The organism is Aquabacter sp., assembly GCF_965279295.1.
Taxonomy (GTDB): domain Bacteria; phylum Pseudomonadota; class Alphaproteobacteria; order Rhizobiales; family Xanthobacteraceae; genus Aquabacter.
Window position 1 is genome coordinate 253,206 of record NZ_CBDIHQ010000018.1, and the last position, 20,998, is coordinate 274,203.

The 20,998-nt window shown below is 64.3% G+C and carries 18 protein-coding genes; 5 read left to right on the forward strand and 13 right to left on the reverse strand.

Going from position 1 to position 20,998, the window contains the following annotated elements; all coding sequences use genetic code 11:
• Positions 1-21: 21 nt before the first annotated feature.
• The 4 genes from ADADO0_RS19065 to ADADO0_RS19080 all read right to left on the reverse strand — a co-directional run bounded on the left by ADADO0_RS19065 (position 22) and on the right by ADADO0_RS19080 (position 5,201).
• Positions 22-513 carry a hypothetical protein gene (locus ADADO0_RS19065; RefSeq protein ID WP_511306784.1) on the reverse strand — a complete coding sequence of 164 codons (492 nt, stop codon included), beginning with the start codon at positions 511-513 and terminating at the stop codon, positions 22-24.
• Positions 514-595: 82 nt separating this feature from the next.
• Positions 596-4,120, reverse strand: coding sequence for a transcription-repair coupling factor (gene mfd, locus ADADO0_RS19070; protein WP_511306785.1), 3,525 nt, complete (start codon positions 4,118-4,120; stop codon positions 596-598).
• Positions 4,121-4,168: 48 nt separating this feature from the next.
• On the reverse strand, positions 4,169-4,465 hold the full coding sequence (locus tag ADADO0_RS19075) for an FAD assembly factor SdhE (RefSeq protein WP_511306786.1): 297 nt from the start codon (positions 4,463-4,465) through the stop codon (positions 4,169-4,171).
• Positions 4,466-4,832: 367 nt separating this feature from the next.
• Entirely contained in the window at positions 4,833-5,201 is a 369-nt protein-coding gene (locus ADADO0_RS19080) for a response regulator (protein WP_511306787.1), read from the reverse strand.
• 110 nt (positions 5,202-5,311) lie between these two features.
• Between ADADO0_RS19080 and ADADO0_RS19085 the strand changes: the two genes are divergently transcribed.
• Both ADADO0_RS19085 and ADADO0_RS19090 read left to right on the forward strand, forming a co-directional pair.
• Positions 5,312-5,644, forward strand: a complete 333-nt coding sequence (locus tag ADADO0_RS19085; protein WP_511306788.1) for a DUF3572 domain-containing protein — start codon at positions 5,312-5,314, stop codon at positions 5,642-5,644.
• Positions 5,640-6,941 (forward strand): DNA polymerase IV, encoded by a 1,302-nt coding sequence (locus tag ADADO0_RS19090; protein ID WP_511307226.1) that lies wholly within the window; start codon positions 5,640-5,642, stop codon positions 6,939-6,941. The genes ADADO0_RS19085 and ADADO0_RS19090 overlap by 5 nt, the downstream gene beginning before the upstream one ends.
• A 16-nt stretch (positions 6,942-6,957) precedes the next feature.
• Here ADADO0_RS19090 and recJ read toward each other — a convergent pair whose 3' ends face one another.
• The 9 genes from recJ to ADADO0_RS19135 all read right to left on the reverse strand — a co-directional run bounded on the left by recJ (position 6,958) and on the right by ADADO0_RS19135 (position 16,727).
• Positions 6,958-8,757, reverse strand: coding sequence for a single-stranded-DNA-specific exonuclease RecJ (recJ, locus tag ADADO0_RS19095; protein ID WP_511306789.1), 1,800 nt, complete (start codon positions 8,755-8,757; stop codon positions 6,958-6,960).
• Positions 8,758-8,800: 43 nt separating this feature from the next.
• Positions 8,801-9,787, reverse strand: a complete 987-nt coding sequence (locus tag ADADO0_RS19100; protein WP_511306790.1) for a fructose-bisphosphatase class II family protein — start codon at positions 9,785-9,787, stop codon at positions 8,801-8,803.
• Between the two features lie 4 nt (positions 9,788-9,791).
• The gene (locus ADADO0_RS19105) at positions 9,792-11,087 is read right to left on the reverse strand and encodes a homoserine dehydrogenase (RefSeq protein ID WP_511306791.1); all 1,296 of its coding nucleotides are present in this window, start codon (positions 11,085-11,087) and stop codon (positions 9,792-9,794) included.
• Between the two features lie 23 nt (positions 11,088-11,110).
• Positions 11,111-12,328, reverse strand: coding sequence for an LL-diaminopimelate aminotransferase (locus ADADO0_RS19110; protein WP_511306792.1), 1,218 nt, complete (start codon positions 12,326-12,328; stop codon positions 11,111-11,113).
• Positions 12,329-12,518: 190 nt separating this feature from the next.
• On the reverse strand, positions 12,519-13,388 hold the full coding sequence (gene folD / locus ADADO0_RS19115; RefSeq protein WP_511306793.1) for a bifunctional methylenetetrahydrofolate dehydrogenase/methenyltetrahydrofolate cyclohydrolase FolD: 870 nt from the start codon (positions 13,386-13,388) through the stop codon (positions 12,519-12,521).
• 62 nt (positions 13,389-13,450) lie between these two features.
• Positions 13,451-14,587: a tRNA guanosine(34) transglycosylase Tgt gene (gene tgt / locus ADADO0_RS19120; protein ID WP_511306794.1), complete on the reverse strand. Its 1,137-nt coding sequence runs from the start codon at positions 14,585-14,587 to the stop codon at positions 13,451-13,453.
• On the reverse strand, positions 14,584-15,666 hold the full coding sequence (queA, locus tag ADADO0_RS19125; RefSeq protein ID WP_511306795.1) for a tRNA preQ1(34) S-adenosylmethionine ribosyltransferase-isomerase QueA: 1,083 nt from the start codon (positions 15,664-15,666) through the stop codon (positions 14,584-14,586). Before queA ends, tgt begins: the two co-directional genes overlap by 4 nt.
• 71 nt (positions 15,667-15,737) lie before the next feature.
• Positions 15,738-16,340: an exopolysaccharide biosynthesis protein gene (locus ADADO0_RS19130; RefSeq protein WP_511306796.1), complete on the reverse strand. Its 603-nt coding sequence runs from the start codon at positions 16,338-16,340 to the stop codon at positions 15,738-15,740.
• A 117-nt stretch (positions 16,341-16,457) separates the two neighbouring features.
• The gene (locus ADADO0_RS19135) at positions 16,458-16,727 is read right to left on the reverse strand and encodes an usg protein (protein ID WP_511306797.1); all 270 of its coding nucleotides are present in this window, start codon (positions 16,725-16,727) and stop codon (positions 16,458-16,460) included.
• A 272-nt stretch (positions 16,728-16,999) separates the two neighbouring features.
• Between ADADO0_RS19135 and ADADO0_RS19140 the strand changes: the two genes are divergently transcribed.
• The 3 genes from ADADO0_RS19140 to groL all read left to right on the forward strand — a co-directional run bounded on the left by ADADO0_RS19140 (position 17,000) and on the right by groL (position 20,921).
• Positions 17,000-18,631 (forward strand): ABC transporter substrate-binding protein, encoded by a 1,632-nt coding sequence (locus ADADO0_RS19140; RefSeq protein WP_511306798.1) that lies wholly within the window; start codon positions 17,000-17,002, stop codon positions 18,629-18,631.
• A 157-nt stretch (positions 18,632-18,788) separates the two neighbouring features.
• On the forward strand, positions 18,789-19,103 hold the full coding sequence (gene groES, locus ADADO0_RS19145) for a co-chaperone GroES (protein WP_511306799.1): 315 nt from the start codon (positions 18,789-18,791) through the stop codon (positions 19,101-19,103).
• 168 nt (positions 19,104-19,271) lie between these two features.
• Positions 19,272-20,921 carry a chaperonin GroEL gene (groL, locus tag ADADO0_RS19150; RefSeq protein WP_511306800.1) on the forward strand — a complete coding sequence of 550 codons (1,650 nt, stop codon included), beginning with the start codon at positions 19,272-19,274 and terminating at the stop codon, positions 20,919-20,921.
• The last annotated feature ends 77 nt before the right edge of the window (positions 20,922-20,998 follow it).

Sequence of the window (20,998 nt, forward strand, 5' to 3'; positions counted from 1 at the left end):
GGAAACACTCGCTTGGAAACATCAAAGAGCGGCGCGCTTGATTTGTCCCTTCTTCCGGACGGCGGCATAGCCAAGGCCGAGGAAGACGATGAGCACCAAGCCTTGTGCGATCGCGAACGGCGGCTCCCCGCCTGTGGGAGCAAGCCGGTTTAGGGCCGGTATTTTCAGGAATGCCTGAGCCACGGCGACGAACACCAGAAAATAAAGGCTCGCCACCAGGGCTGAGGCATCAACCGCGCGCCAGAGCCCGTTCAGATGCTTGGCGAAGCGGGCATAGAGCGACAGGGCGAGAACCAGCAGCGCCACAGCGCCAACGATGTGAGACGGCTGCAGCCCCTTCGCGGGAAGGAAGTATCCGGTCACGCTGGTCAGGATGGCGGTGATGAGGAACACGGAAGTCCAAAGCGCAGTCCCTGCCCCGGAGATCAGCCCCGTGACCACCACGACCCCCGCCGCGATGCCGACGAGGCTCAGCCATGTATGGAAACCTACAAGCGTTGTCGGATCGAACATGACCACACCCCGTGCTGCTACGTCGCAGTATGCGCGAAAATGGCCGGCAGGGCACAGGTTTAGATTTAGACTTATGTCTAACTCAAGAGACTTTCCTCTTCTCCGCCAATCCCGCCAGTTTCTTAAGCACACCCAGCGTCCCCTTCAGCCGACCTTCCGGGCTCGGCCAGTCGCGCAGGAACACAACCTTGAAGTCCGGCCGGACCTTCGCTTGGGGGCCTTCGGCATTGATCATCGAGACAAGTCCCGCAGGGTCCGCAAACTGGTTCTCGCGGAACGTGAGCACGACACCCTTGGGGCCTGCGTCCACCTTCTCGACGTTGGCTTTGCGAGCCAGTGCCTTGATCTGCGCGAGGCGCAGCAGATGGTCCACTTCTGAGGGAGCTGGACCGAAACGGTCCACGATCTCCGCGCTGAATTGGTCGAGCGCCTGATCCTCGTCGATATCCGCGAGGCGCCGATAGAGCGCGAGCCGCACATGGAGATCGGCGACATAATCCTCCGGGATAAGGACCGGCGTGCCGATGGTGATGTTGGGAGACCATTTGTCGGCCGCGATATCGGTGATGCCCGCCTTGAGGTGCGCGATCGCCTCCTGGAGCATCTCCTGGTAAAGCTCGTAGCCGACCTCCTTGATATGGCCGGACTGTTCGTCGCCGAGCAGGTTGCCGGCGCCGCGAATGTCCAGGTCGTGGCTCGCCAATTGGAAGCCCGCGCCCAGGTTTTCCAGCGATTGAAGAACCTTGAGGCGCCGTTCGGCCTGCGCCGTGATCGGCTTTGAGGCGGGGATCGTGAAGATCGCATAGGCTCGCGCCTTGGCGCGTCCCACCCGGCCGCGCAATTGGTAAAGCTGGGCGAGACCGAACATATCGGCGCGGTGGATGATCAAGGTATTGGCGTTGGGCACATCCAGGCCGCTCTCGACGATGGTTGTCGAGAGCAGGACATCATATTGGCCGTCGTAGAAGTTCGACATGATGTCTTCGAGGCTGGTGGCGCTCATCTGGCCATTTGCGACCGCGACCTTCACCTCCGGGACCTGCTTCTCCAGGAACTCGCGCACCTCCGCGAGATCCTCGATACGCGGCACGACATAGAAGCTCTGGCCGCCGCGATACCGCTCCCGCAACAGGGCTTCACGCACGATCAGCGGATCGAACGGGGTGATGAAGGTGCGCACCGCCAGACGGTCCACCGGCGGCGTGGCGATCAGCGAAAGCTCGCGCACGCCGGTCATGGCGAGTTGGAGCGTACGCGGGATCGGGGTCGCGGTGAGTGTCAGCACATGCACCTCGGCCCGCAGGGCCTTCAGGCGCTCCTTATGCGCCACGCCGAAATGCTGCTCCTCATCAACGATCACGAGACCCAAATCCCTGAAGTGGATGCTCTTGCTGAGCAGCGCGTGGGTACCGACGACGATATCGACGGTGCCGTCCTGAAGCCCCGCCTTCATCGCCGTCATGTCCTTGCCGGTCACGAGGCGCGAGGCTTGCGCGACGTTCACCGGCAAGCCCTTGAACCGCTCCGAGAAGGTTCTGAAATGCTGTCGCGCCAATAGGGTCGTCGGCACCACGACCGCCACCTGCTTCCCGGAAAGCGCTACGGCGAATGCCGCGCGTAACGCCACCTCGGTCTTGCCGAAGCCGACGTCGCCGCACACCAGCCGGTCCATGGGGCGGCCGGATGCCAGATCATCGAGCACCGACTCGATGGCCATTTCCTGGTCGTCGGTTTCCTCGTACGGGAAGCGGGCGCGGAATTCGTCGTAAAGCCCGGCTGCCGGCACGAGGCGCGGTGCCTCGCTGAGCTGGCGGGCGGCGGCGATCTTGATAAGCTCGGACGCCATCTCGCGGATGCGCTTCTTCATCCGTGCTTTGCGAGTCTGCCAGCCTGTCCCGCCAAGCCGGTCGAGCTGGGCCTCGGTGTCTTCAGAGCCGTAGCGGGTCAGAAGTTCCAGGTTTTCCACCGGCAGGAACAGCTTATCCCCGCCTGCGTAATGGATTTCCAGGCAGTCGTGCGGCGCGCCCATCGCTTCGATGGCTTTGAGGCCGATGAAGCGGCCGATGCCGTGGTCCACATGCACCACGAGGTCGCCAGCCGTGAGAGCCGTCAATTCCGAGATGACGTCCTGCGGCCGGCGCGCCTTGCGCTTGGGCCGCACCAGACGGTCACCGAGGATGTCCTGTTCACCGATGATGGCGAAGTCGTCGGTTTCGAAACCGGTCTCCAGGCCATAGACCGCCAGAGCGGCCTTGGTCTTTGGCAGGGCATCCAGCAAGGCGAAGCGGGAGATCGCCGTCGTGTCCTTGAGGCCGTGGTCGGCGAGCACTGTGCCGAGACGCTCCCGCGACCCCTCGCTCCAGCCGGCAAGAATGACCTTCTTGGACTTCTGAAGCTCCCGGACATGCGCAATGGCGGCGTCGAACACATTGCCGTCAGGATCGGCACGCTCGGCAGCGAACGAGCGCCCCTGGACGCCGCCCACGTCGATCACCTTGCTGGCCGCGTTCGAGGGCGTAGCGAACGGCGTCACCCGCACCAACGCCGATCCCTTCAGCAGGCCGCGCCATTCCTCTGAGGTGAGATAGAGCCGATCCGGCGGAAGCGGTTTGTAGATCGCTCCTGAGCCCGCCTGCGTCCCACCTTGGGCCAGCGCTTCCTTGCGGGCGGAGTAATAGTCCGTGATCAGCGCGATGCGCTCGCCGGCAGCGTCCTCCGTGAGCGGATCAACGACAACAGGGGTGCCCGTGAGATAGTCGAACAGCGTGTCGAGGCGCTCATGAAACAGCGGCAGCCAATGTTCCATGCCGGCATGGCGCCGCCCCTCGCTTACCGCCTCATAAAGGGTGTCGCCCTTGGTGTTGGCGCCGAACTCCGCGAGATAGGCCATGCGGAACCGCCGCATGGTGTCGCTGGTGAGCTGAAACTCGGCCATGGGGACGAGTTCCAGCGCCCGCATCTGCCCCGAGGAACGCTGCGTCTCCGGGTCGAACGAGCGGATGCTCTCCAGGGTGTCGCCGAAGAAGTCGAGGCGGATCGGCTGGGGCAGGCCGGGCGGAAACAGGTCGATCAATCCGCCGCGCACCGCATATTCGCCGGTGTCGCGCACCGTGGGCGTGCGCAGATACCCGTTGCGCTCCGCCCATTCCGTGACGCCGTCGAGCGCAATGGCATTGCCCGTCGCCGCCGAGAGCGATTGCGCAGCTAGGAGCCCCTTGGCCGGAACCCGCTGCACCGTGGCGTTGACTGTGGTGAGCAGAATGCTGGCCGCGCCCCCCTTCACACGGGCAAGGCGCGCGAGCGTGGTCATCCGCTGGGCGACGATTGAGGCGTGGGGTGACGCGCGGTCGTATGGCAGGCAATCCCAGGACGGGAACGTATGAATTTCGAGGTCCGGCGCGAAGAAGCTGAGCCCTCGCTCCAATGCCGCCATGCGCTGCCCGTCGCGGCAGATGACGGTCAGGCTCGGCCAGGGTGCGTCCTTCTTTGCGGCAATCGAGCGCGCGAGATCGGCGATGACCAGACCCTCCATGCCTTCAGGCACGCGCGAGAGGGTGAGTTGCTTGCCGGGGGCGATGTCTTCGGCCAGGGGACGGGGACGCTTCACAGGCGGGATTCCATCAGTATTTGAACAGGCGACGGCTTGGGCGACGGATCAGTCCGGTACGCCGACGCCCGAGAGGTGCCAGTCCTGAAGCTTGCGGAAGATCGGCGAGTCCAGTTCGGCAGGCACCTCCAGGGCACCGCCGATGTAGGCGAACAGGTCGGGATCCTGAACCTCGATCAGGATCTCGAACGCCTCCACCTCCTCTTCGGTCAGCTTGTCCATCTGCGCATCTGCGAAGCGGCCCATCAGCAGGTCCATTTCGCGGGTTCCGCGATGCCAGGCCCGGAACAGGATGCGGCGGCGGCGGACGTCGAGGCCGGCGCTGGATTTCACGGTTCCCGTCATGACTTGTCCTTCCGCGCAACGCCGGACGCGGCCGGCTCCCGAAAGAGCCGTCCGTCCGCGTGAGGCTTATATGGGGAAAAGAGGGGCGTTGACTAGGTTTTGCGCCGACACGTCGGGTGTCACGTCATCCCGCACTTCTGGAAGGAAGGAGCGGGTGGCCGGCGGGGGACGCGCGGGGAGGCCTCCCGAATGCGTCCCACCGCCGGCCGAACCCCACGGACCCAGGAGATGCGGCGGACCTGAGCACCCCGCAGGGTTGTCTTGGAAACTCAGGGCGCCGCGAGGGCGCAACCGCGAGCTTCATGTCCCGACGCCGCAAAGGTAGCTCAACGCGGGGGGAAATCAAATCAAGAGAATCGTCTCGGCCTCAGGGGCCGACATATTCGCGTACCGTCGACAGGAATTTGGCGACCGAGATCGGCTTGGAGAGATAGGCCTCGCACCCCCCTGCCCGAATGCGCTCCTCGTCTCCCTTCATGGCGAAGGCTGTAACCGCCACCACCGGGATGCTTTTCAGCTCAGGGTCGGCCTTCAGCCATTTCGTGACTTCCAGGCCCGAAACCTCGGGCAACTGGATGTCCATGAGAATGAGATCCGGCTTGTGTTCGCGCGCCAGCCCCATGGCCTCTATGCCGTTGCGGGTTTCCACCGTGCGGTAGCCATGTGCTTCCAGAAGGTCGTGGAAGAGCTTCATGTTAAGCTCATTGTCCTCCACGATCATGACCGTCTTGGGCATTCCCGCCGTCCCCCGCCAAGTGCCCATCTGCCGACATCGCTTCGCACAAGCGCGCGGATCGGACATGATGCAATCCGGTTAGCTAGAGACCATTCCTTGCGGAAGCGCAAATGCCCATAAAAGATCGTACCAGCCGCTCCACGCCCATGCGCGCGCAGGAGGCCGCCCAAGCGGTCGCCATCCTCGCCTTGACCTTCCTCGCGCAGGACATGGAGCGCGTCGGCGGCTTTCTCGCCCAAAGCGGCCTCGGCCCCGGCGACCTGCGCGCGCGGGCCGGTGAGCCGGTGTTCGGCGCCGCCGTGCTCGGTTATCTCCTCAGTAACGAGCCTCTGCTTCTCGCCTTCGCCGCGGACGCGAAGCTGCGGCCGCAGGACGTGGTGCATGCCCATGACGTCCTGAACCCGCCCCTCGACCCCGACGCGCCGGCGCGCCACGAGTATTGAGGTGGAAGGGAAGCCGGCACTTGGGTTTTGCCGCGATTGCCTCGCGGATGCCAGTGCCGGCCCCCGTTGCGCGGCATGCGGCAGCCCCCGGCTGGTGCGGCATACGGAGGCGGACACCCTCTCCATGGCCCATGTGGATTGCGATGCCTTCTACGCCACCGTCGAGAAGCGCGATGATCCCAGCCTGCGTGACGTGCCCGTCATCATCGGCGGCGGCGTGCGCGGGGTGGTCTCAACCGCCTGCTACATCGCGCGCATCCATGGGGTGCGTTCCGCCATGCCCATGTTCAAGGCGAAGGCGCTCTGCCCGCAGGCGGTGATCGTAAAGCCGAACATGCGCAAATATGCCGCCGTCGGGCGGCAGGTGCGCGAGAAGATGCAGTCGCTGACGCCCTTGGTGGAGCCCCTGTCCATCGACGAAGCGTTCCTGGACCTTTCAGGCACGGAGCTTCTGCACGGCCTTTCGCCAGGCCGGCTGCTCGCCCGCTTCGCCAGCGAGGTGGAGCGGGAGATCGGCATCACCGTCTCCATCGGGCTTGCGGCCAACAAATTTCTTGCCAAGACTGCTTCCGAACTGGACAAGCCACGCGGCTTTTCCGTGCTGGCGCAGGCCGAGGCGGCTGCCTTCCTCGCGCCCCGGCCTGTCACTTTCATCTGGGGTGTTGGGCCTGCCTTCGGCGCCAAGCTCGCCAAGGATGGGTATCACCGCATCGCCGATCTCCAGGCGGCGCAGGAGAGCGAGCTTGCCCGGCGATACGGCGCGGAGGGCCTTCGGCTCTGGCGGCTGGCGCGCGGCATCGATGCGCGGCCAGTGAAGGCGGAGCGTGAAGCCAAGAGTGTCTCCGCCGAAACCACGTTCGATACGGATATTTCCGATCTGCGACCCCTCGAGCAGACGCTCTATGCCCTTTGCGATGAAGTGTCGGGCCGCCTGCGGCGCTCGGATATCTCGGGCAGAACTGTCACGTTGAAACTGAAGACCGCCGATTTTCGCTCGCGCACCCGCTCGCGCGGCCTGGAGAATCCAACAGGGCTTGCGGCGCGTCTCTACGAGACTGCTCACGACCTGCTGCTGAAGGAGACGGACGGCACGCGCTTCCGGCTGATCGGTGTCGGTGTTTCCGATCTGGCAGCGCGCTCGGAGGCGGACCCGGTTGATTTGCTGGATGCGCGGACCCCACGCCTCAAGGCGGCGGAGGACGCCATGGACAAGCTGAAGACGAAGTTCGGCGACAAGGCGGTAGAGCGCGGCATTCTGCTGGGAACGGGAAAACGAGGCCGTAAGGCGAACCCGTGAGGGAGAAGCGAGCAACTTACCTCGGCTCGGCCATATCCTTCAGGCGCAGAGACACTCGCGTTTCGCCTTGCCAATGGTCGAGGTCGAGCGAACCCGCCACATGCACCATGCGGCCGCGCGCCGCGAGCATGGCCTTGCCCAACGGCTCTTCGGCACAGCGGAAGGCGGTGGCCTTAAGGACCGCGCCGTCATTGGCAGCGAGGCGCGCGCGGATATGGCCTGCCCCGAAGCTTTCGACATAGGCCACCTTATGATTGGGGAAGGCAAACACCGGCTCGGGGTTGCCCGCACCAAACGGACCCGCCTTTGCCATTTGCTCCACCAGGGCCTGGGTCGCGCCGCCGGCGGTGAGGGCGCCGTCGATGGAGAGTGTGCGATCCGCCCGCGCCCGCTCGACAGAGGCGGCAAGCACATCCTCCAGATAGGCGCGCAGATCGCCGAGCCGTGTGCGGTCAACTGTGAGTCCCGCCGCCATGGCGTGTCCGCCGCCCTTTACCAGAAGTCCCTTTTCCACCGCGCCGCGCACGGCCTTGCCAAGATCGACGCCCGGAATCGAGCGCGCCGAGCCGGTGCCGGTCTGTCCGTTGAAGGCGATGGCAAAGGCGGGGCGATTGAAGCGTTCTTTCAGCCGCGCAGCGACGAGGCCGACCACGCCGGGATGCCACCCCTCCCCGCTGACGACGACCGTAGAGCCGGTATCCGTGAGACCCACCGAAGCCTGGGCTTCCCCCTCGGCGGCGGCAAGGATGACGCGCTCCACTTCCTGTCGTTCGGTGTTGAGGCGGTCGAGTTCAGCGGCGATGCGCTTGGCTTCGACGGGGTCATCCGTCAGCAGCAGGCGGGTGCCGAGCGCAGCGTCACCGATGCGTCCACCGGCATTTATGCGCGGCCCCAGAAGAAAGCCGAGATGCCAGGGCCTTGGCGGCCCGTCCAACCGTGCGACATCCATGAGCGCTGTGAGGCCGAGCCGCTGCCGGCGGCGAAGCGCGATCAAACCTTTGGCGACATAGGCGCGGTTGAGGCCCTTCAGGGGCACCACGTCCGCCACCGTACCGAGCGCGACCAGATCAAGGCTTTGCAGCAGATCCGGCGCAGGGCGATCCGCGGTCCAGTGCCCAAGTTCGCGCAGCCGCCGCGAAAGCCCCACAAGTGTGACGAAGACGATGCCGGCCGCGCACAAATGGCCGAGGCCGGAAAGGTCGTCTTCCCGGTTCGGGTTCACGATCGCGATGGCCTCGGGCAGAATCTCGCCGGCCTGATGGTGGTCTATGACCACCACGTCCAGACCGATCTTCCGCGCCTCGGCGAGAGTTTCGATGCTGGTGGTGCCGCAATCCACCGTCACGAGCAGTGTCACGCCTTTTGCCGCAAGCTGCTCGATGGCTCCGATGTTCGGGCCGTATCCCTCGAAAATCCGATCGGGAATGTGAAACAGGGGATCGAGCCCCGCCGCCCGGAGCATATCGACGAGCAGCGCGGTGGCCGTGGCGCCATCCACATCGTAATCGCCGAACACCGCCACCTGTTCGCCGGCGCGCACAGCCGCCGCCAGACGCTCCACCGCCGCACCCATGCCGGTCAACGTATCTGGATCGGGCATCAACGCTCGGATGGAGGGATCGAGGAAACTCGGGACATCCTCGAGTTCCACCCCTCGGCCAGCGAGAACGCGGGCAAGGATTTCGGGAACGCCGTATCGCTGAGCGATAGCGAGCGCAGCTTGTGCGCCGCGCACATCAAGCCGATCGCTCCAGCCCCGGCCGGAGACCGAGGCGGAAACGTTGAGAAAAAAGCGATTCGCGAAATGAGCGTTCACGCCGCCATCAAGACAGAGCGGGCACGCGGCGTCGAGTTTGGTGTCAATCCTCCACTGCGAACCGGTCAAGGTCGCGATGGGTGGAAATGACACGACGGAGCGTGCGCGTGGCGGCCCGCATCAAGAGTGTCTCGGTCTCGATCGCGTCTCGCCCGAGTCGCACGCCGTTCAGAAGTGGCCCGTCCGTCACGGCGGTGATGGCGACCATGCAGTCGCCCCTCACCATGTCATCCAGCCCGTAGATTTGGGAGGGATCGCGGATGCCGAGAGCCTTGGCCTGCTTGCGCTTGGCATCGGTGTCGAGCACCAGCCGGCCTTCCATCTGGCCGCCAAGGCACTTCAGGGCCGCCGCCGCCAGAACGCCCTCTGCGGCTCCACCGCTGCCCATATAGATATCGACGCCGCTCTGGCGCGGGTTTGTGGTGTTGATGATACCCGCCACGTCTCCGTCGCTGATGAGCTTCACCGAAGCCCCTGCGGCGCGAACCGCTTCGATCAGCGAGGAATGGCGCGGCCGATCGAGGATCAGCGCGGTGATCTCTGATGGCGCGACACCGCGTGCCTTTGCAAGCGCCGCGATGTTTTCACCCGGCGATGCGGAGAGGGAAACGATGCCGGCGGGATAGAACGGGCCGACCGCGATCTTCTCCATATAGACCGGCGGCGCGGCAAGGATGGAGCCGGGATCGGCGAAGACCAGCACAGAGAGGGATCCGGCCATGTTCTTGGCGCAGAGGGTGGTGCCTTCGAGCGCGTTCACGGCCAAGTCGAGCGCGATCCCGCCAGCCCCAACGGCTTCACCATCGTAGAGCCGGGGGACTTCGCCCTCGCTGCCCTCGCCGATGACGATGCGCCCCGCGACCGCGCTGCGCATCAATTCGCGGTGGGCGCCCTGCATGGCGGCCTCGTCGGCGGCCGGCTCATCGCCTCGGCCGCGCCAGCGTGCCGCCGCCACCGCCGCGCGCTCGGTGACGCTTACGAGGTCGATTGCGAGACGGCGATCAAGGACAGAGGTGGCCCGCCCGTCCATGGCTTCAGTCCTTTTCGATACGGATCACCTGGGGGAGAGACGCAAGAACGCCATCCGCGTCGATGGCGTCGACGGCGCGGCGCACCGCTTCTTCCGTCGTGGCGTAGGTGATGAGGATGACGGTCGCCGGTTCATCAGAATGGCTGCGAGTCGGACGGCGCTGTACGATGGATTCCAGCGAAATGCCCTCATCCGCCATGCGGCGGGCGATGGTTGCCGCCGAGCCGGGCTTATTCACGGCCGCAAGCCGAATGTAGTACCCGCCTTCGTGGTGCTGCATCGGCGCGCGTTCTGCGGGCAGAAGCTCTGCTGTGGGGGCGCCGAAGGCATAGCCCCCTGAGCCGGTGGCAAGGTCGGCGAGGTCGGCGACAACGGCCGAAGCCGTAGCATCTCCACCAGCGCCTGGCCCCACGAGGGTCAGCGCAACCGCGTCACAATCCACCGCCACCGCATTGGTGACGCCGGAAACCTGGGCGATCGGCCAATGCTTGGGCACCATGGTGGGATGCACGCGCTGCTCGATACCCTGATCGGTGCGCACCGCGACGCCCAGGAGCTTCACCTTGTAGCCAAGGTCGTCCGCTGCCTCGAGGTCCTGGAGCGTGAGCGAGCGGATGCCTTCCACATAGATGGCGTCCGCATCCACCCGCGTGCCGAAGGCAAGGCTGGTAAGGATAGACAGCTTGTGGGCGGTGTCGAACCCATCGATGTCGAACGTGGGATCGGCCTCGGCATAGCCAAGGCGCTGCGCTTCGGCGAGGCAGGTGTCGAAGCTGAGCTTCTCGTTGGCCATTCGTGTCAGGATATAATTGCAGGTGCCGTTAAGGATGCCGGAGACGCGGGTGACGCTGTTGCCGGCGAGCGCCTCGCGCAGGGTCTTGACGATGGGAATGCCACCGGCCGCCGCCGCCTCGAAGCGAAGCGCGGCCCCGGAGGCTTCCGAACGCTGCGCCAGCTCCGCGCCGCAACGCGCTAAAAGCGCCTTGTTCGCGGTCACCACGGGCTTGCCGGCATCCAACGCGGTAAGAACGGCAGCCTTCGCCGGGTCGCCGTCACCACCCATCAGTTCGACGAACACGTCGATGCCGGGATCGCGGGCGAGCGAAACCGGATCGTCATGCCAGCGCACGCCAGACAGATCGACACCGCGATCACGGGTGCGGTCGCGGGCGCTGACGGCAACGACTTTGATCTTTCGGCCGGTGCGGGACGCAAGGGCGCCAGCCTGGCGCTCCAGCATGCGCACCACGCCCGCCCCGACCGTGCCGAGGCCAGCCAGCCCAACCTTCAATTCACTCATGGATCAGACCGTTCGCGTTTGGGTCAGCGGGCCGCGCTGAGGGGCACCACATTATGGAGTGTCGTGCCGGCGGTCTCGAAGAAGCGGCGGATGTTGCGCGCAGCCTGGCGGATGCGCTGCTCGTTTTCCACCACGGCGATGCGGACATAGTCGTCGCCATGCTCACCAAAGCCGACACCGGGAGCGACGGCCACTTCCGCCTTCTCGATCAGCAGCTTGGAGAATTCGACGCTGCCCATGGCCCGGAAGGGCTCGGGGATCGGCGCCCAGGCGAACATGGAGGCGGATGGCACCGGAATGTTCCAGCCGGCGCGGCCGAAGCTGTCCACCAGCGCGTCACGCCGGCGCTTATAGGTCTCGCGCATCTCGGCGACGCATTCCTGCGGGCCGTTCAACGCAGCCGCAGCCGCGACCTGGATCGGCGTATAGGCGCCGTAGTCGAGATAGGATTTCACCCGCGAAAGCGCTGCGATCAGGCGCTCGTTGCCGACCGCGAAGCCCATGCGCCAGCCGGCCATGGAATAGGTCTTGGACATGGAAGTGAATTCCACCGTCACGTCCATCGCGCCCGGCACCTGCAGCACCGAGGGGGGCGGGTTGTCGTCGAAATACAGTTCGGCGTAGGCGAGGTCTGAGAGAATGACCATGTCATTCTTCTTCGCGAACGCCACCACGTCCTTATAGAAATCGAGGCTGGCGACGGTCGCCGTCGGGTTGGACGGATAGCACAGCACCACCGCGATGGGCTTGGGGATGGAGTGCTGGACCGCCCGTTCCATGGCATGGAAGAAACCGGCATCCGGCTCGACCGGAACCGAGCGAATCACGCCGCCCGCCATCAGAAAGCCGAAGGCGTGGATGGGATAGGACGGGTTCGGAGTCAGGACCACATCGCCCGGCGCAGTGATGGCCTGCGCCATGTTGGCGAAGCCTTCCTTGGAGCCGAGGGTCGCGACCACCTGCCGGTCGGGGTCCAGCTTCACACCGAAGCGGCGCCCATAATAGGCAGCTTGGGCGCGGCGCAGACCGGGAATGCCCTTAGACGCGGAATAGCGGTCCGTGTGCGGCTTTCCGATTGTTTCTTTCAGCTTTTCAATGACATGCGCCGGAGCATCGAGGTCCGGGTTACCCATGCCGAGATCGACCACATCGACGCCGGAATTCCGGGCGGCGGCCTTCACGCGGTTCACCTGCTCGAAAACATAGGGCGGCAGCCGGCGAATACGGTGAAAATCGGTCATCTCACTCAAGCTCCAAAGGGCCGCGCATCTTCCTCCCGCGCAGCGAACGGGCTTTTTAGATCGCGATCGTCCCGCTTGAAAGTGAATTTGTTTTGCGGCGTCGCAGCGGCGTAAGTCCGAAATGCGACTTTAGACGTCGAGAATGAACGAAAACCTCAATACCACCTCGCTTGGGATCGACACGAGAGTCCTAAAGTCCGGCCTGTCGCTTCGCCGCCGTGAGGGTGTTCTGAAGCAGGCACGCGATGGTCATGGGACCAACGCCGCCCGGGACCGGCGTAATGAGACCGGCGATGCCCTGCGCCTCATCGAAGGCCACATCGCCAACCAGGCGAGTCTTGCCGTCGTCCCGTGGGATCCGGTTGATGCCGACGTCGATCACTGTGGCGCCGGGCTTGATCCAGTCGCCCCGGATCATCTGAGGTCGGCCGACGGCCGCGATCAAGATATCCGCCGTGCGGCATTCGTCTGGCAAGTCGCGGGTACGGGAATGGGCGATGGTGACGGTACAGTCTTCTCGCAGCAGAAGCTGCGCCACCGGCTTGCCGACGATGTTGGAGCGCCCGACCACCACCGCCTTCAGGCCGGAAAGGCTTCCGAGCGCGCGCTTGAGGAGGATGATGCAGCCGAGCGGCGTGCAGGGAACCAGCGCATCGAGCCCGACCGCAAGACGGCCGGCGTTGACGACGTGAAAACCGTCCACGTCCTTGGCCGGGTCGATGGTGCCCAGCACCTTGGTGCTGTCGATATGGGCGGGCAGCGGGAGCTGGACCAGGATGCCATGCACGGTGGGATCCGCGTTGAGCGCATCGACCAAGGCCAGGAGGTTTTCCTCGGGCGTTTCCACCGGAAGCTTGTATTCGAAGGAGAGCATTCCCGCTTCCAGCGTCTGCGCCGCCTTGTTGCGGACGTAGACTTGGCTCGCGGGATCCTCGCCCACCAGCACGACGGCGAGACCAGGCTTGAGACCCCTCGGTGCGAGGGAGGCGACGTCAACCCCGATGGCGGCGCGCAGTTCGGCGGCAATGGCCTTGCCATCGATCAGTTTGGTTTCGATCACCCTGCCCTCCGCACCGCTGGACGCATCAAAAGGATGTCAGATTTCTTAGAGGGAAAGGCTTTTCACGCAAGCGATGGAATGTCGCCCCGCGCCCAGCCTTCCTTGGTCATGGCCTTGAACGCTTCGTAACGCCCCTCGCCGATGGCCGCGCGGGCACCGCGCATGAGGTCTTGGTAATAATGCAGGTTGGCCCAGGAGAGCAGCATCGGGCCAAGCATTTCGCCGCACCGGATCAAGTGGTGAAGATAGGCGCGCGAATAGTCCCGCAGTGCCGGGCAGTCGCTCTCCTCGTCCAGCGGACGCGGATCGTCCTGGTGGCGAGCGTTCTTGAGGTTGATCTTGCCGAAGCGGGTGAAGGCGAGCGCATGCCGGCCCGAGCGTGTGGGCATGACGCAGTCAAACATATCGACGCCGCGCGCCACCGCCTCCAGCAGATCGTCTGGCGTGCCGACCCCCATGAGATAGCGCGGCTTGGCGGTGGGAAGCTCCGGCTCCACCGTCTCCAGCATGCGCAGCATGATCTCCTGCGGCTCCCCCACCGCGAGGCCGCCGATGGAATAGCCAGGAAAGTCCATGGCGCTCAGTTGCCGGGCGGATTCAACCCGCAAAGCCTCCACCGCGCCGCCCTGGACGATGCCGAATACCGCGCGGCCCCTGGGCTGCGCCTCGAAGGCGCGCTTCGAGCGTTCCGCCCAGCGCAGCGAGAGACGCATGGCCCGTGCCGCTTCCTCATCGGGACACGGCAGGCGCACGCACTCGTCGAGCTGCATCTGGATATCAGCGCCCAGAAGGCCCTGGATCTCCATCGCCCGCTCGGGGGTCAGGCGGTGCATTGCGCCGTCGATATGGGACCGGAAGGTCACGCCGTCCTCGTCCAGCTTGCGCAGGGCCGAGAGTGACATGACCTGGAAACCGCCGGAATCGGTCAGGATCGGCCGGTCCCATTGCATGAATGTGTGCAACCCGCCCAGGCGCGCCACCCGCTCGGCACCAGGCCGCAGCATGAGGTGGTAGGTGTTGCCCAGCAGGATATCCGCGCCGGTGGCGCGCACCTGTTCGGCGTAGACACCCTTGACGGTCGCCGCCGTTCCCACCGGCATGAAGGCCGGGGTGCGGATTTGCCCGCGTGGTGTCGAGACGAAACCGGTCCGCGCGGCGCCGTCGGTGGCCGCCAGGGTGAAGGAGAAGTCTTCGGTCATGCTGCCTCCGGCCGGTGGGAGGAATAGAGCAGGCAGGCATCGCCATAGGAATAAAAGCGATAACCCTCGGCGATGGCGTGGGCATAAGCTTGCTTCTGCACGTCGTGCCCCACGAATGCAGCCACCAGCATCACCAGGGTGGAGCGCGGCAGATGGAAATTGGTCATCATGAGATCCACGGCCCGGAATCTGTAGCCGGGCGTTATGAAAATGTCTGTCTCGCCGCGGTACGGCATGATCTCACCGCCCGGTGCGGCGGCGGTTTCGATGAGGCGGGTGGCGGTGGAGCCGACAGTGAGGATGCGCCCTCCCCGCGCCTTCACCGCATTCAGCGCTGCCGCCGTCTCGCTCGACACTTCACCCCATTCGGCGTGCATGACGTGGGATTCTGTGTCGTCGGCCTTCACCGGCAGGAATGTTCCAAGTCCCACATGCAGCGTGACCTTGTGGATGCTGGCACCGCATTCTGCGACGCGCGCCATCAAGCTTTGCGTGAAATGCAGGCTGGCGGTGGGCGCTGCGACCGAGCCTTCGACACGGGCGAACAGCGGCTGATAATCTGTACGGTCGCGTTCGTCTTCCGGTCTGCGGGCGGCGATATAAGGCGGAAGAGGCATGTGGCCGACAGCATCTATGGCTGCATCGAGAGCCGGGCCGGAGAGGTCGAAGCCCAGCTCCACTTCGCCGCCCTCTCCCTTGCCGAGGACCGTGGCATTCAAAACCGTGTCTGCTTTCGCGAAGCGGATGCGGTCTCCCACTGCCAACCGCTTCCCCGGCCGTGCCAAGGCCGTCCAGCGGTCTTCCGCGTTGCGCTTGGCGAGCGTCGCCTCGATGTGCACGGAGGCTCCGCCTGGCCGCTCGCGTGTGCCGTCGAGGCGCGCGGGGATCACCTTGGTGTCGTTCAATACGACGGCGTCGCCGGCCCGCAGAAAGGTCGGCAGGTCGCGCACATGGGCATCGGCGAGTTGGGGTGCGTCGTTCGGCCGGACCACCAGAAGGCGCGCGGCCTCGCGCGGCTCCTCGGGCCGCAGGGCGATGCGCGATGGGGGAAGGTCGAAATCGAACGCGTCGACGCGCATGGGGCCTCTGGCGCACCGCTTGAATGCGGCGGAGCGCCTTCCTAAAGCGCCAGCGGCCTAGAGGGAAGGGTTCAGAAGATTGCGATCGCGCCCTGCCAGATCGCCCAGCTCATGCCCGCCGTAATCAACAAGCCCAGCAAGGTGGCGAAGAAACCGGCGAGAATGACCGCGCCGTCCCGCTCCACAAGCCCTAGCCCGAAGATGCACACCGCAAAGCCCGGCGGAAGATTGCCGAGAAACGGAATGGGCAGAAGCAGGATGAAGCCCAGCAGGACCACCGTCGCACCGACCACGCGGCGCATAATGGGGCTGGTAAACTGCTCGAAGCGTGGCCGCGACCAGCGTTCGAACCATTCGATATAGCGCCTTGAGCGCGTGACGATGGTTTCCAGCATGGAGCGCGAAAAGGTCTGCCGCGCGATGCGCGCGGGCAACCAGAGTTCCTGCCGGCCCATCGCCATCTGAAGACCGATGAGGCCGAGCACAATGCCGCAAATAACAGGAATGCCGGGCGGCATGGGCAGGCAATTTGGGATGCCGAAAATCAGGAAAAGAATGCCGAAGGCGCGATTGCGCAGGGCGTTTACAAGGTCCTCAATCGAGACCTTTTCGCCCTCATGCGCGGCGAGAACGCCAGCGAGAAGCTCGGAAGTACGCGGTGTTCTATGGTCCACGGGCGCCTCAGTGATCGCCCGCACAAAGCACCGAGAAAACGGCGGTGTCAGGGCATCGGCTGCCGGAATGCCCCGGACAGCCGACGCTTGCAAGAGACCAACACCGCCTTCATGCGGTCAGTTGAGCAGAAAATGCCCGTTGATCACGCGCATTTCAGCCGGTTTTATCAGTTGTTGGTGGCCCACCTGCACGGAATGAAGTTTGCCTTCAAGTTCGCGATTCCAGAATTCCAGAAATTTGTTGAGTTCGGGAAAGTGCGGGCACAAATCATAGTCCTGCCAGATATAGGCCTGTAAAAATGAGGGGTGATCGGGCAGGTGATATAAGATATGCGCGGTCGCAAGACCGTAACCTGAAATCTGCTTTACGAAGCCGGACGACACCATTTCCAGACCTCCATGCCACCAAGGGGGCTCATCGCATCTGAGCCAACACATTGTCGGCTCAGCAACGGCAACGTTCCAGATCAAAGTTTAGTTTCAGCGTTCAAATTCAAGGCTTTAGCAGCGAAGCCCCGAGAGTGCTGACAGGCAGTGGTTGATGGTGGGAAGTCATGGCGAGGAGTGAGAAAAGCGTGCGCTTAAAGCGCCGACGGGGAGCCCTTGGCCCGCTGCGGGCCGTGAGCGCGCGCGTCTTTCCGCGACTGGCGCATCTTCGCGTGAGACTGCTTCTGGCCGCTCTGCTTCTGCTGCCGTTTGCCCTACCCGCGTTCGCGCAATCCGCCGGCAGGAGCGAAGGCGCCATTCCGGTGCGGGTGCAGCTGAAATGGACGCACCAGTTTCAATTCGCGGGGTTTTACGCAGCCTTGGCTAAGGGCTTCTACCGCGCCGAGAATTTTGACGTCTCGTTGATCGAAGGCGGCCCCACCATCGACCCCGTTGCCGCCGTGCTGTGTGGGGAGGCGATGTTCGGGGTCGGCAACTCTTCTTTGATGGTGGATCGGGCACATGGTCGTCCGGTGGTGTCGCTTGCTGCGATCTACCAGCATTCTCCCTTCGTGCTATTGGCCCGCCGGGGCGACGGGATCAACGGTCCGCGCGACCTCAAGGGCCGGGAGGTCATGCTTGAGGCGCATTCGGAGGAGGTTCTCGCCTATCTCCATGCGGTCGGCCTGAAGCCGGGGGATCTCAAGATCGTCCCTTACGGCGGCGATCCCATGGTCCTGGCTGGAGGTCCGGTCGCGGCCATTAGCGCCTACAGCACCACCGAACCGTTCATCCTTCTGAGCCACCGGGTGCCGTATCAGACATTCAACCCGCGCGAAGTCGGGATCGATTTCTACGGCGACACCCTCTTCACGTCTGAGGACGTGATCTATCAGAACGCCGATGTGGTGCGGCGCTTCCGCGATGCGACGATTGCCGGCTGGAAATATGCGCTCGATCATCAGCAGGAGATCATCGACCTCATCTTGCAGAAATATGCGCCAGACCTGGACCGGCGCCAATTAGAGTACGAGGCCGACACCACACGCCCGCTGATCATCCCGGATGTGGTCGATATCGGCTATCAGAGCGAAGCGCGCTGGCAGCGGATCGCGGAGCAGTTCGCGGACGCGGGTATGATCCCCCAGAATTATTCCTTCCAGGGCTTCCTGTTCGAGGCGCCGCTGCCGGGAATGCGTTGGCTGTATATCTTGCTGGGCGGCGTATCGTTGCTGGTGGTGGTCGCGGCCTTCCTGGCCCAGCGTTTCTATCGCCTCAACCGGGTGCTTCGGCGGGAGATGGAATTGAGCCGCGTGCTGGAAATGCGTCTCGCCCAGCTCGCTGCGACGGATGACCTGACCCAGGTGTTCAACCGGCGGAAATTCTTTGAACTCGCAACCAACGAATTCGACCGCGCCCGCGCCACCGGCGAGGCGCTCAGCGTCGCCATCATCGATGTCGATTTGTTCAAGGCGATCAACGATGGATTCGGCCACGCCGCGGGGGACGAGGTGCTGCGCGTGGCCGCGGCGTCAATTCCAAGCTGGATCGGCCTGACCCATGTTTTCGCCCGAATGGGGGGCGAAGAGTTCGCGCTCATCTTGCCGGGGCTGCCGCTCGCCGCTGCGGTGGATCTTTGCCAGGAGGTTCGTGAAAAGGCGGAAAAACTCAGCTTGCCAGGGCCTCCGGGACAGCACATCCGTTTCACCATCAGCATCGGCGTGGCGGAAGCCCTTGCAGACGATGCGAGATTTGATGTGGTGCTGGCCCGTGCGGATGCTGCGCTTTACGCGGCGAAAAATCGCGGCCGCAACCGCGTCGCAAGCCTGAGTGCGGATGCGCTTATCCCGTCTGTGACCTTCTGACCGATCGCCCTCAGGCATGGCTGGCACTCCGGCTTTGAGAGTGCCAAATTTTTTCTTAGACCCCCTTGCAGCTTCTTCCTTGCGGCCTTAGATGCCGCCCGGGCAGGCGTTTAAGCGCCGTCTGAACGTGTATTTATAAACAATTGGAGGTTTCCCGATGGGTTTCCGCCCTCTGCACGACCGGGTGGTCGTGAAGCGCATCGAAGCTGAGCAGAAGACTGCCGGCGGCATCATCATCCCCGACACCGCCAAGGAAAAGCCCCAGGAGGGCGAGGTGATCGCAGTGGGACCCGGCGCCCGCAACGAAAAGGGCGAACTGGTCGCTCTCGACGTCAAGGCTGGTGATCGCATCCTGTTCGGCAAGTGGTCCGGCACCGAAGTGAAGGTGGACGGCCAGGATCTGCTGATCATGAAGGAGAGCGACATCCTCGGGATCGTCGATGCCCCCGCCGCTGCCAAGAAGGCGGCCTGAGCGCATCATCGCTCATCGTTTCGGAGCGGATCGCGCGGGTGCATGCCACCCCGGCAGCGGCCGCTTCTGAAAACACACACCAGGAAACGTCTTTTGGCACCGGCCCGCGCGGCGCGTCGGTCTAGACGTGACCTCGATATCCTCGTCCAACGCTGAAGGAGCAGGCACATGGCTGCAAAGGACGTAAAATTTTCCAGTGACGCGCGCGAGAAGCTGCTGCGCGGTGTCGATATCCTCGCCAATGCGGTGAAGGTCACGCTCGGCCCCAAGGGCCGCAACGTCGTGATCGAGAAGTCGTTCGGCGCCCCGCGCATCACCAAGGACGGCGTTACCGTCGCCAAGGAAATCGAGCTTGAGGACAAGTTCGAGAACCTCGGCGCCCAGCTTCTGCGCGAAGTTGCCTCCAAGACCAATGACCTCGCCGGTGACGGCACCACCACCGCAACGGTGCTGGCCCAGGCCATCGTCAAGGAAGGCGCTAAGGCGGTTGCCGCCGGCATGAACCCGATGGACCTGAAGCGCGGCATCGACCTCGCTGTGGAAGCCATCATCAAGGACCTCGCGGCCAACGCCAAGAAGGTCACCTCCAACGACGAGATCGCCCAGGTCGGCACCATCTCGGCCAACGGCGACGCCGAAGTCGGCAAGTTCCTGGCCGAAGCCATGAGGCGGGTCGGCAACGAGGGCGTTATCACGGTGGAGGAAGCAAAGTCCTTCGAGACCGAACTGGACGTGGTCGAGGGCATGCAGTTCGATCGCGGCTACCTCTCCCCCTATTTCGTGACCAACGCCGAGAAGATGCGCGTTGAGTTCGAGGATCCCTACATCCTCATCCACGAGAAGAAGCTCGCCGGCCTTCAGGAACTGCTCCCGGTTCTCGAAGCCGTCGTGCAGTCCGGCAAGGCGCTGGTGATCGTGGCCGAGGACGTCGAGGGCGAGGCGCTGGCCACCCTCGTGGTCAACAAGCTGCGCGGCGGCCTGAAGGTCGCGGCTGTGAAGGCTCCCGGCTTCGGCGACCGCCGCAAGGCCATGCTGCAGGACATCGCGATCCTGACCGGCGGCCAGGCGATCTCGGAAGATCTCGGCATCAAGCTCGAGAACGTGAACCTCTCCATGCTCGGCCGCGCCAAGAAGGTCGTGATCGAGAAGGAGAACACCACGATCGTCGACGGTGCTGGCGACAAGGCCGACATCGACGCGCGCGTTGCGCAGATCAAGGCGCAGATCGCCGAGACCACCTCGGATTACGACCGCGAGAAGCTCCAGGAGCGTCTGGCGAAGCTCGCCGGCGGCGTCGCAGTGCTCCGCGTCGGTGGCTCCACCGAAGTGGAAGTGAAAGAGAAGAAGGACCGCGTTGACGACGCTCTCCACGCCACCCGCGCTGCGGTCGAGGAAGGCGTGCTGCCTGGCGGCGGCGTTGCCCTGCTCCGTGCCGTGAAGGCCCTGGAAGGCATCAAGGTCGCCAACGCAGACCAGAAGACCGGCGTCGATATCGTCCGCAAGGCGGTTCAGGCCCCGGCGCGCCAGATCGCCCAGAACGCGGGTGATGACGGCTCGGTCGTGGTCGGCAAGGTCCTGGAAAACGCCGAATACGCCTTCGGCTATGACGCCCAGACCGGCACCTATGTGGACATGGTCAAGGCCGGCATCATCGACCCGGCGAAGGTGGTGCGCACTGCGCTCCAGGATGCGGCCTCCGTGTCGAGCCTGCTGATCACCACTGAGGCGCTGGTTGCTGAGCTGCCGAAGAAGGGCTCCTCCGCTCCTGCGATGCCGGGCGGCGGTGGAATGGGTGGCATGGGCGGAATGGATTTCTGATCCAGCCTCCCACTTGAAAACAGAAGGGCGCGGCGAAAGCCGCGCCCTTTTTGTTTAGCCGCCCGCTGACCAAAGAG

Bases quoted from the DNA above. Each gene is read 5' to 3' on its own strand.
- ADADO0_RS19065 (WP_511306784.1), bottom strand. From the start codon at position 513: ATGTTCGATCCGACAACGCTTGTAGGTTTCCATACATGGCTGAGCCTC.
- ADADO0_RS19075 (WP_511306786.1), bottom strand. From the start codon at position 4,465: ATGACGGGAACCGTGAAATCCAGCGCCGGCCTCGACGTCCGCCGCCGC.
- ADADO0_RS19080 (WP_511306787.1), bottom strand. From the start codon at position 5,201: ATGCCCAAGACGGTCATGATCGTGGAGGACAATGAGCTTAACATGAAG.
- ADADO0_RS19085 (WP_511306788.1), top strand. From the start codon at position 5,312: ATGCCCATAAAAGATCGTACCAGCCGCTCCACGCCCATGCGCGCGCAG.
- ADADO0_RS19100 (WP_511306790.1), bottom strand. From the start codon at position 9,787: ATGGACGGGCGGGCCACCTCTGTCCTTGATCGCCGTCTCGCAATCGAC.
- ADADO0_RS19105 (WP_511306791.1), bottom strand. From the start codon at position 11,087: ATGAGTGAATTGAAGGTTGGGCTGGCTGGCCTCGGCACGGTCGGGGCG.
- ADADO0_RS19110 (WP_511306792.1), bottom strand. From the start codon at position 12,328: ATGACCGATTTTCACCGTATTCGCCGGCTGCCGCCCTATGTTTTCGAG.
- tgt (WP_511306794.1), bottom strand. From the start codon at position 14,587: ATGACCGAAGACTTCTCCTTCACCCTGGCGGCCACCGACGGCGCCGCG.
- queA (WP_511306795.1), bottom strand. From the start codon at position 15,666: ATGCGCGTCGACGCGTTCGATTTCGACCTTCCCCCATCGCGCATCGCC.
- ADADO0_RS19135 (WP_511306797.1), bottom strand. From the start codon at position 16,727: ATGGTGTCGTCCGGCTTCGTAAAGCAGATTTCAGGTTACGGTCTTGCG.
- groES (WP_511306799.1), top strand. From the start codon at position 18,789: ATGGGTTTCCGCCCTCTGCACGACCGGGTGGTCGTGAAGCGCATCGAA.
- groL (WP_511306800.1), top strand. From the start codon at position 19,272: ATGGCTGCAAAGGACGTAAAATTTTCCAGTGACGCGCGCGAGAAGCTG.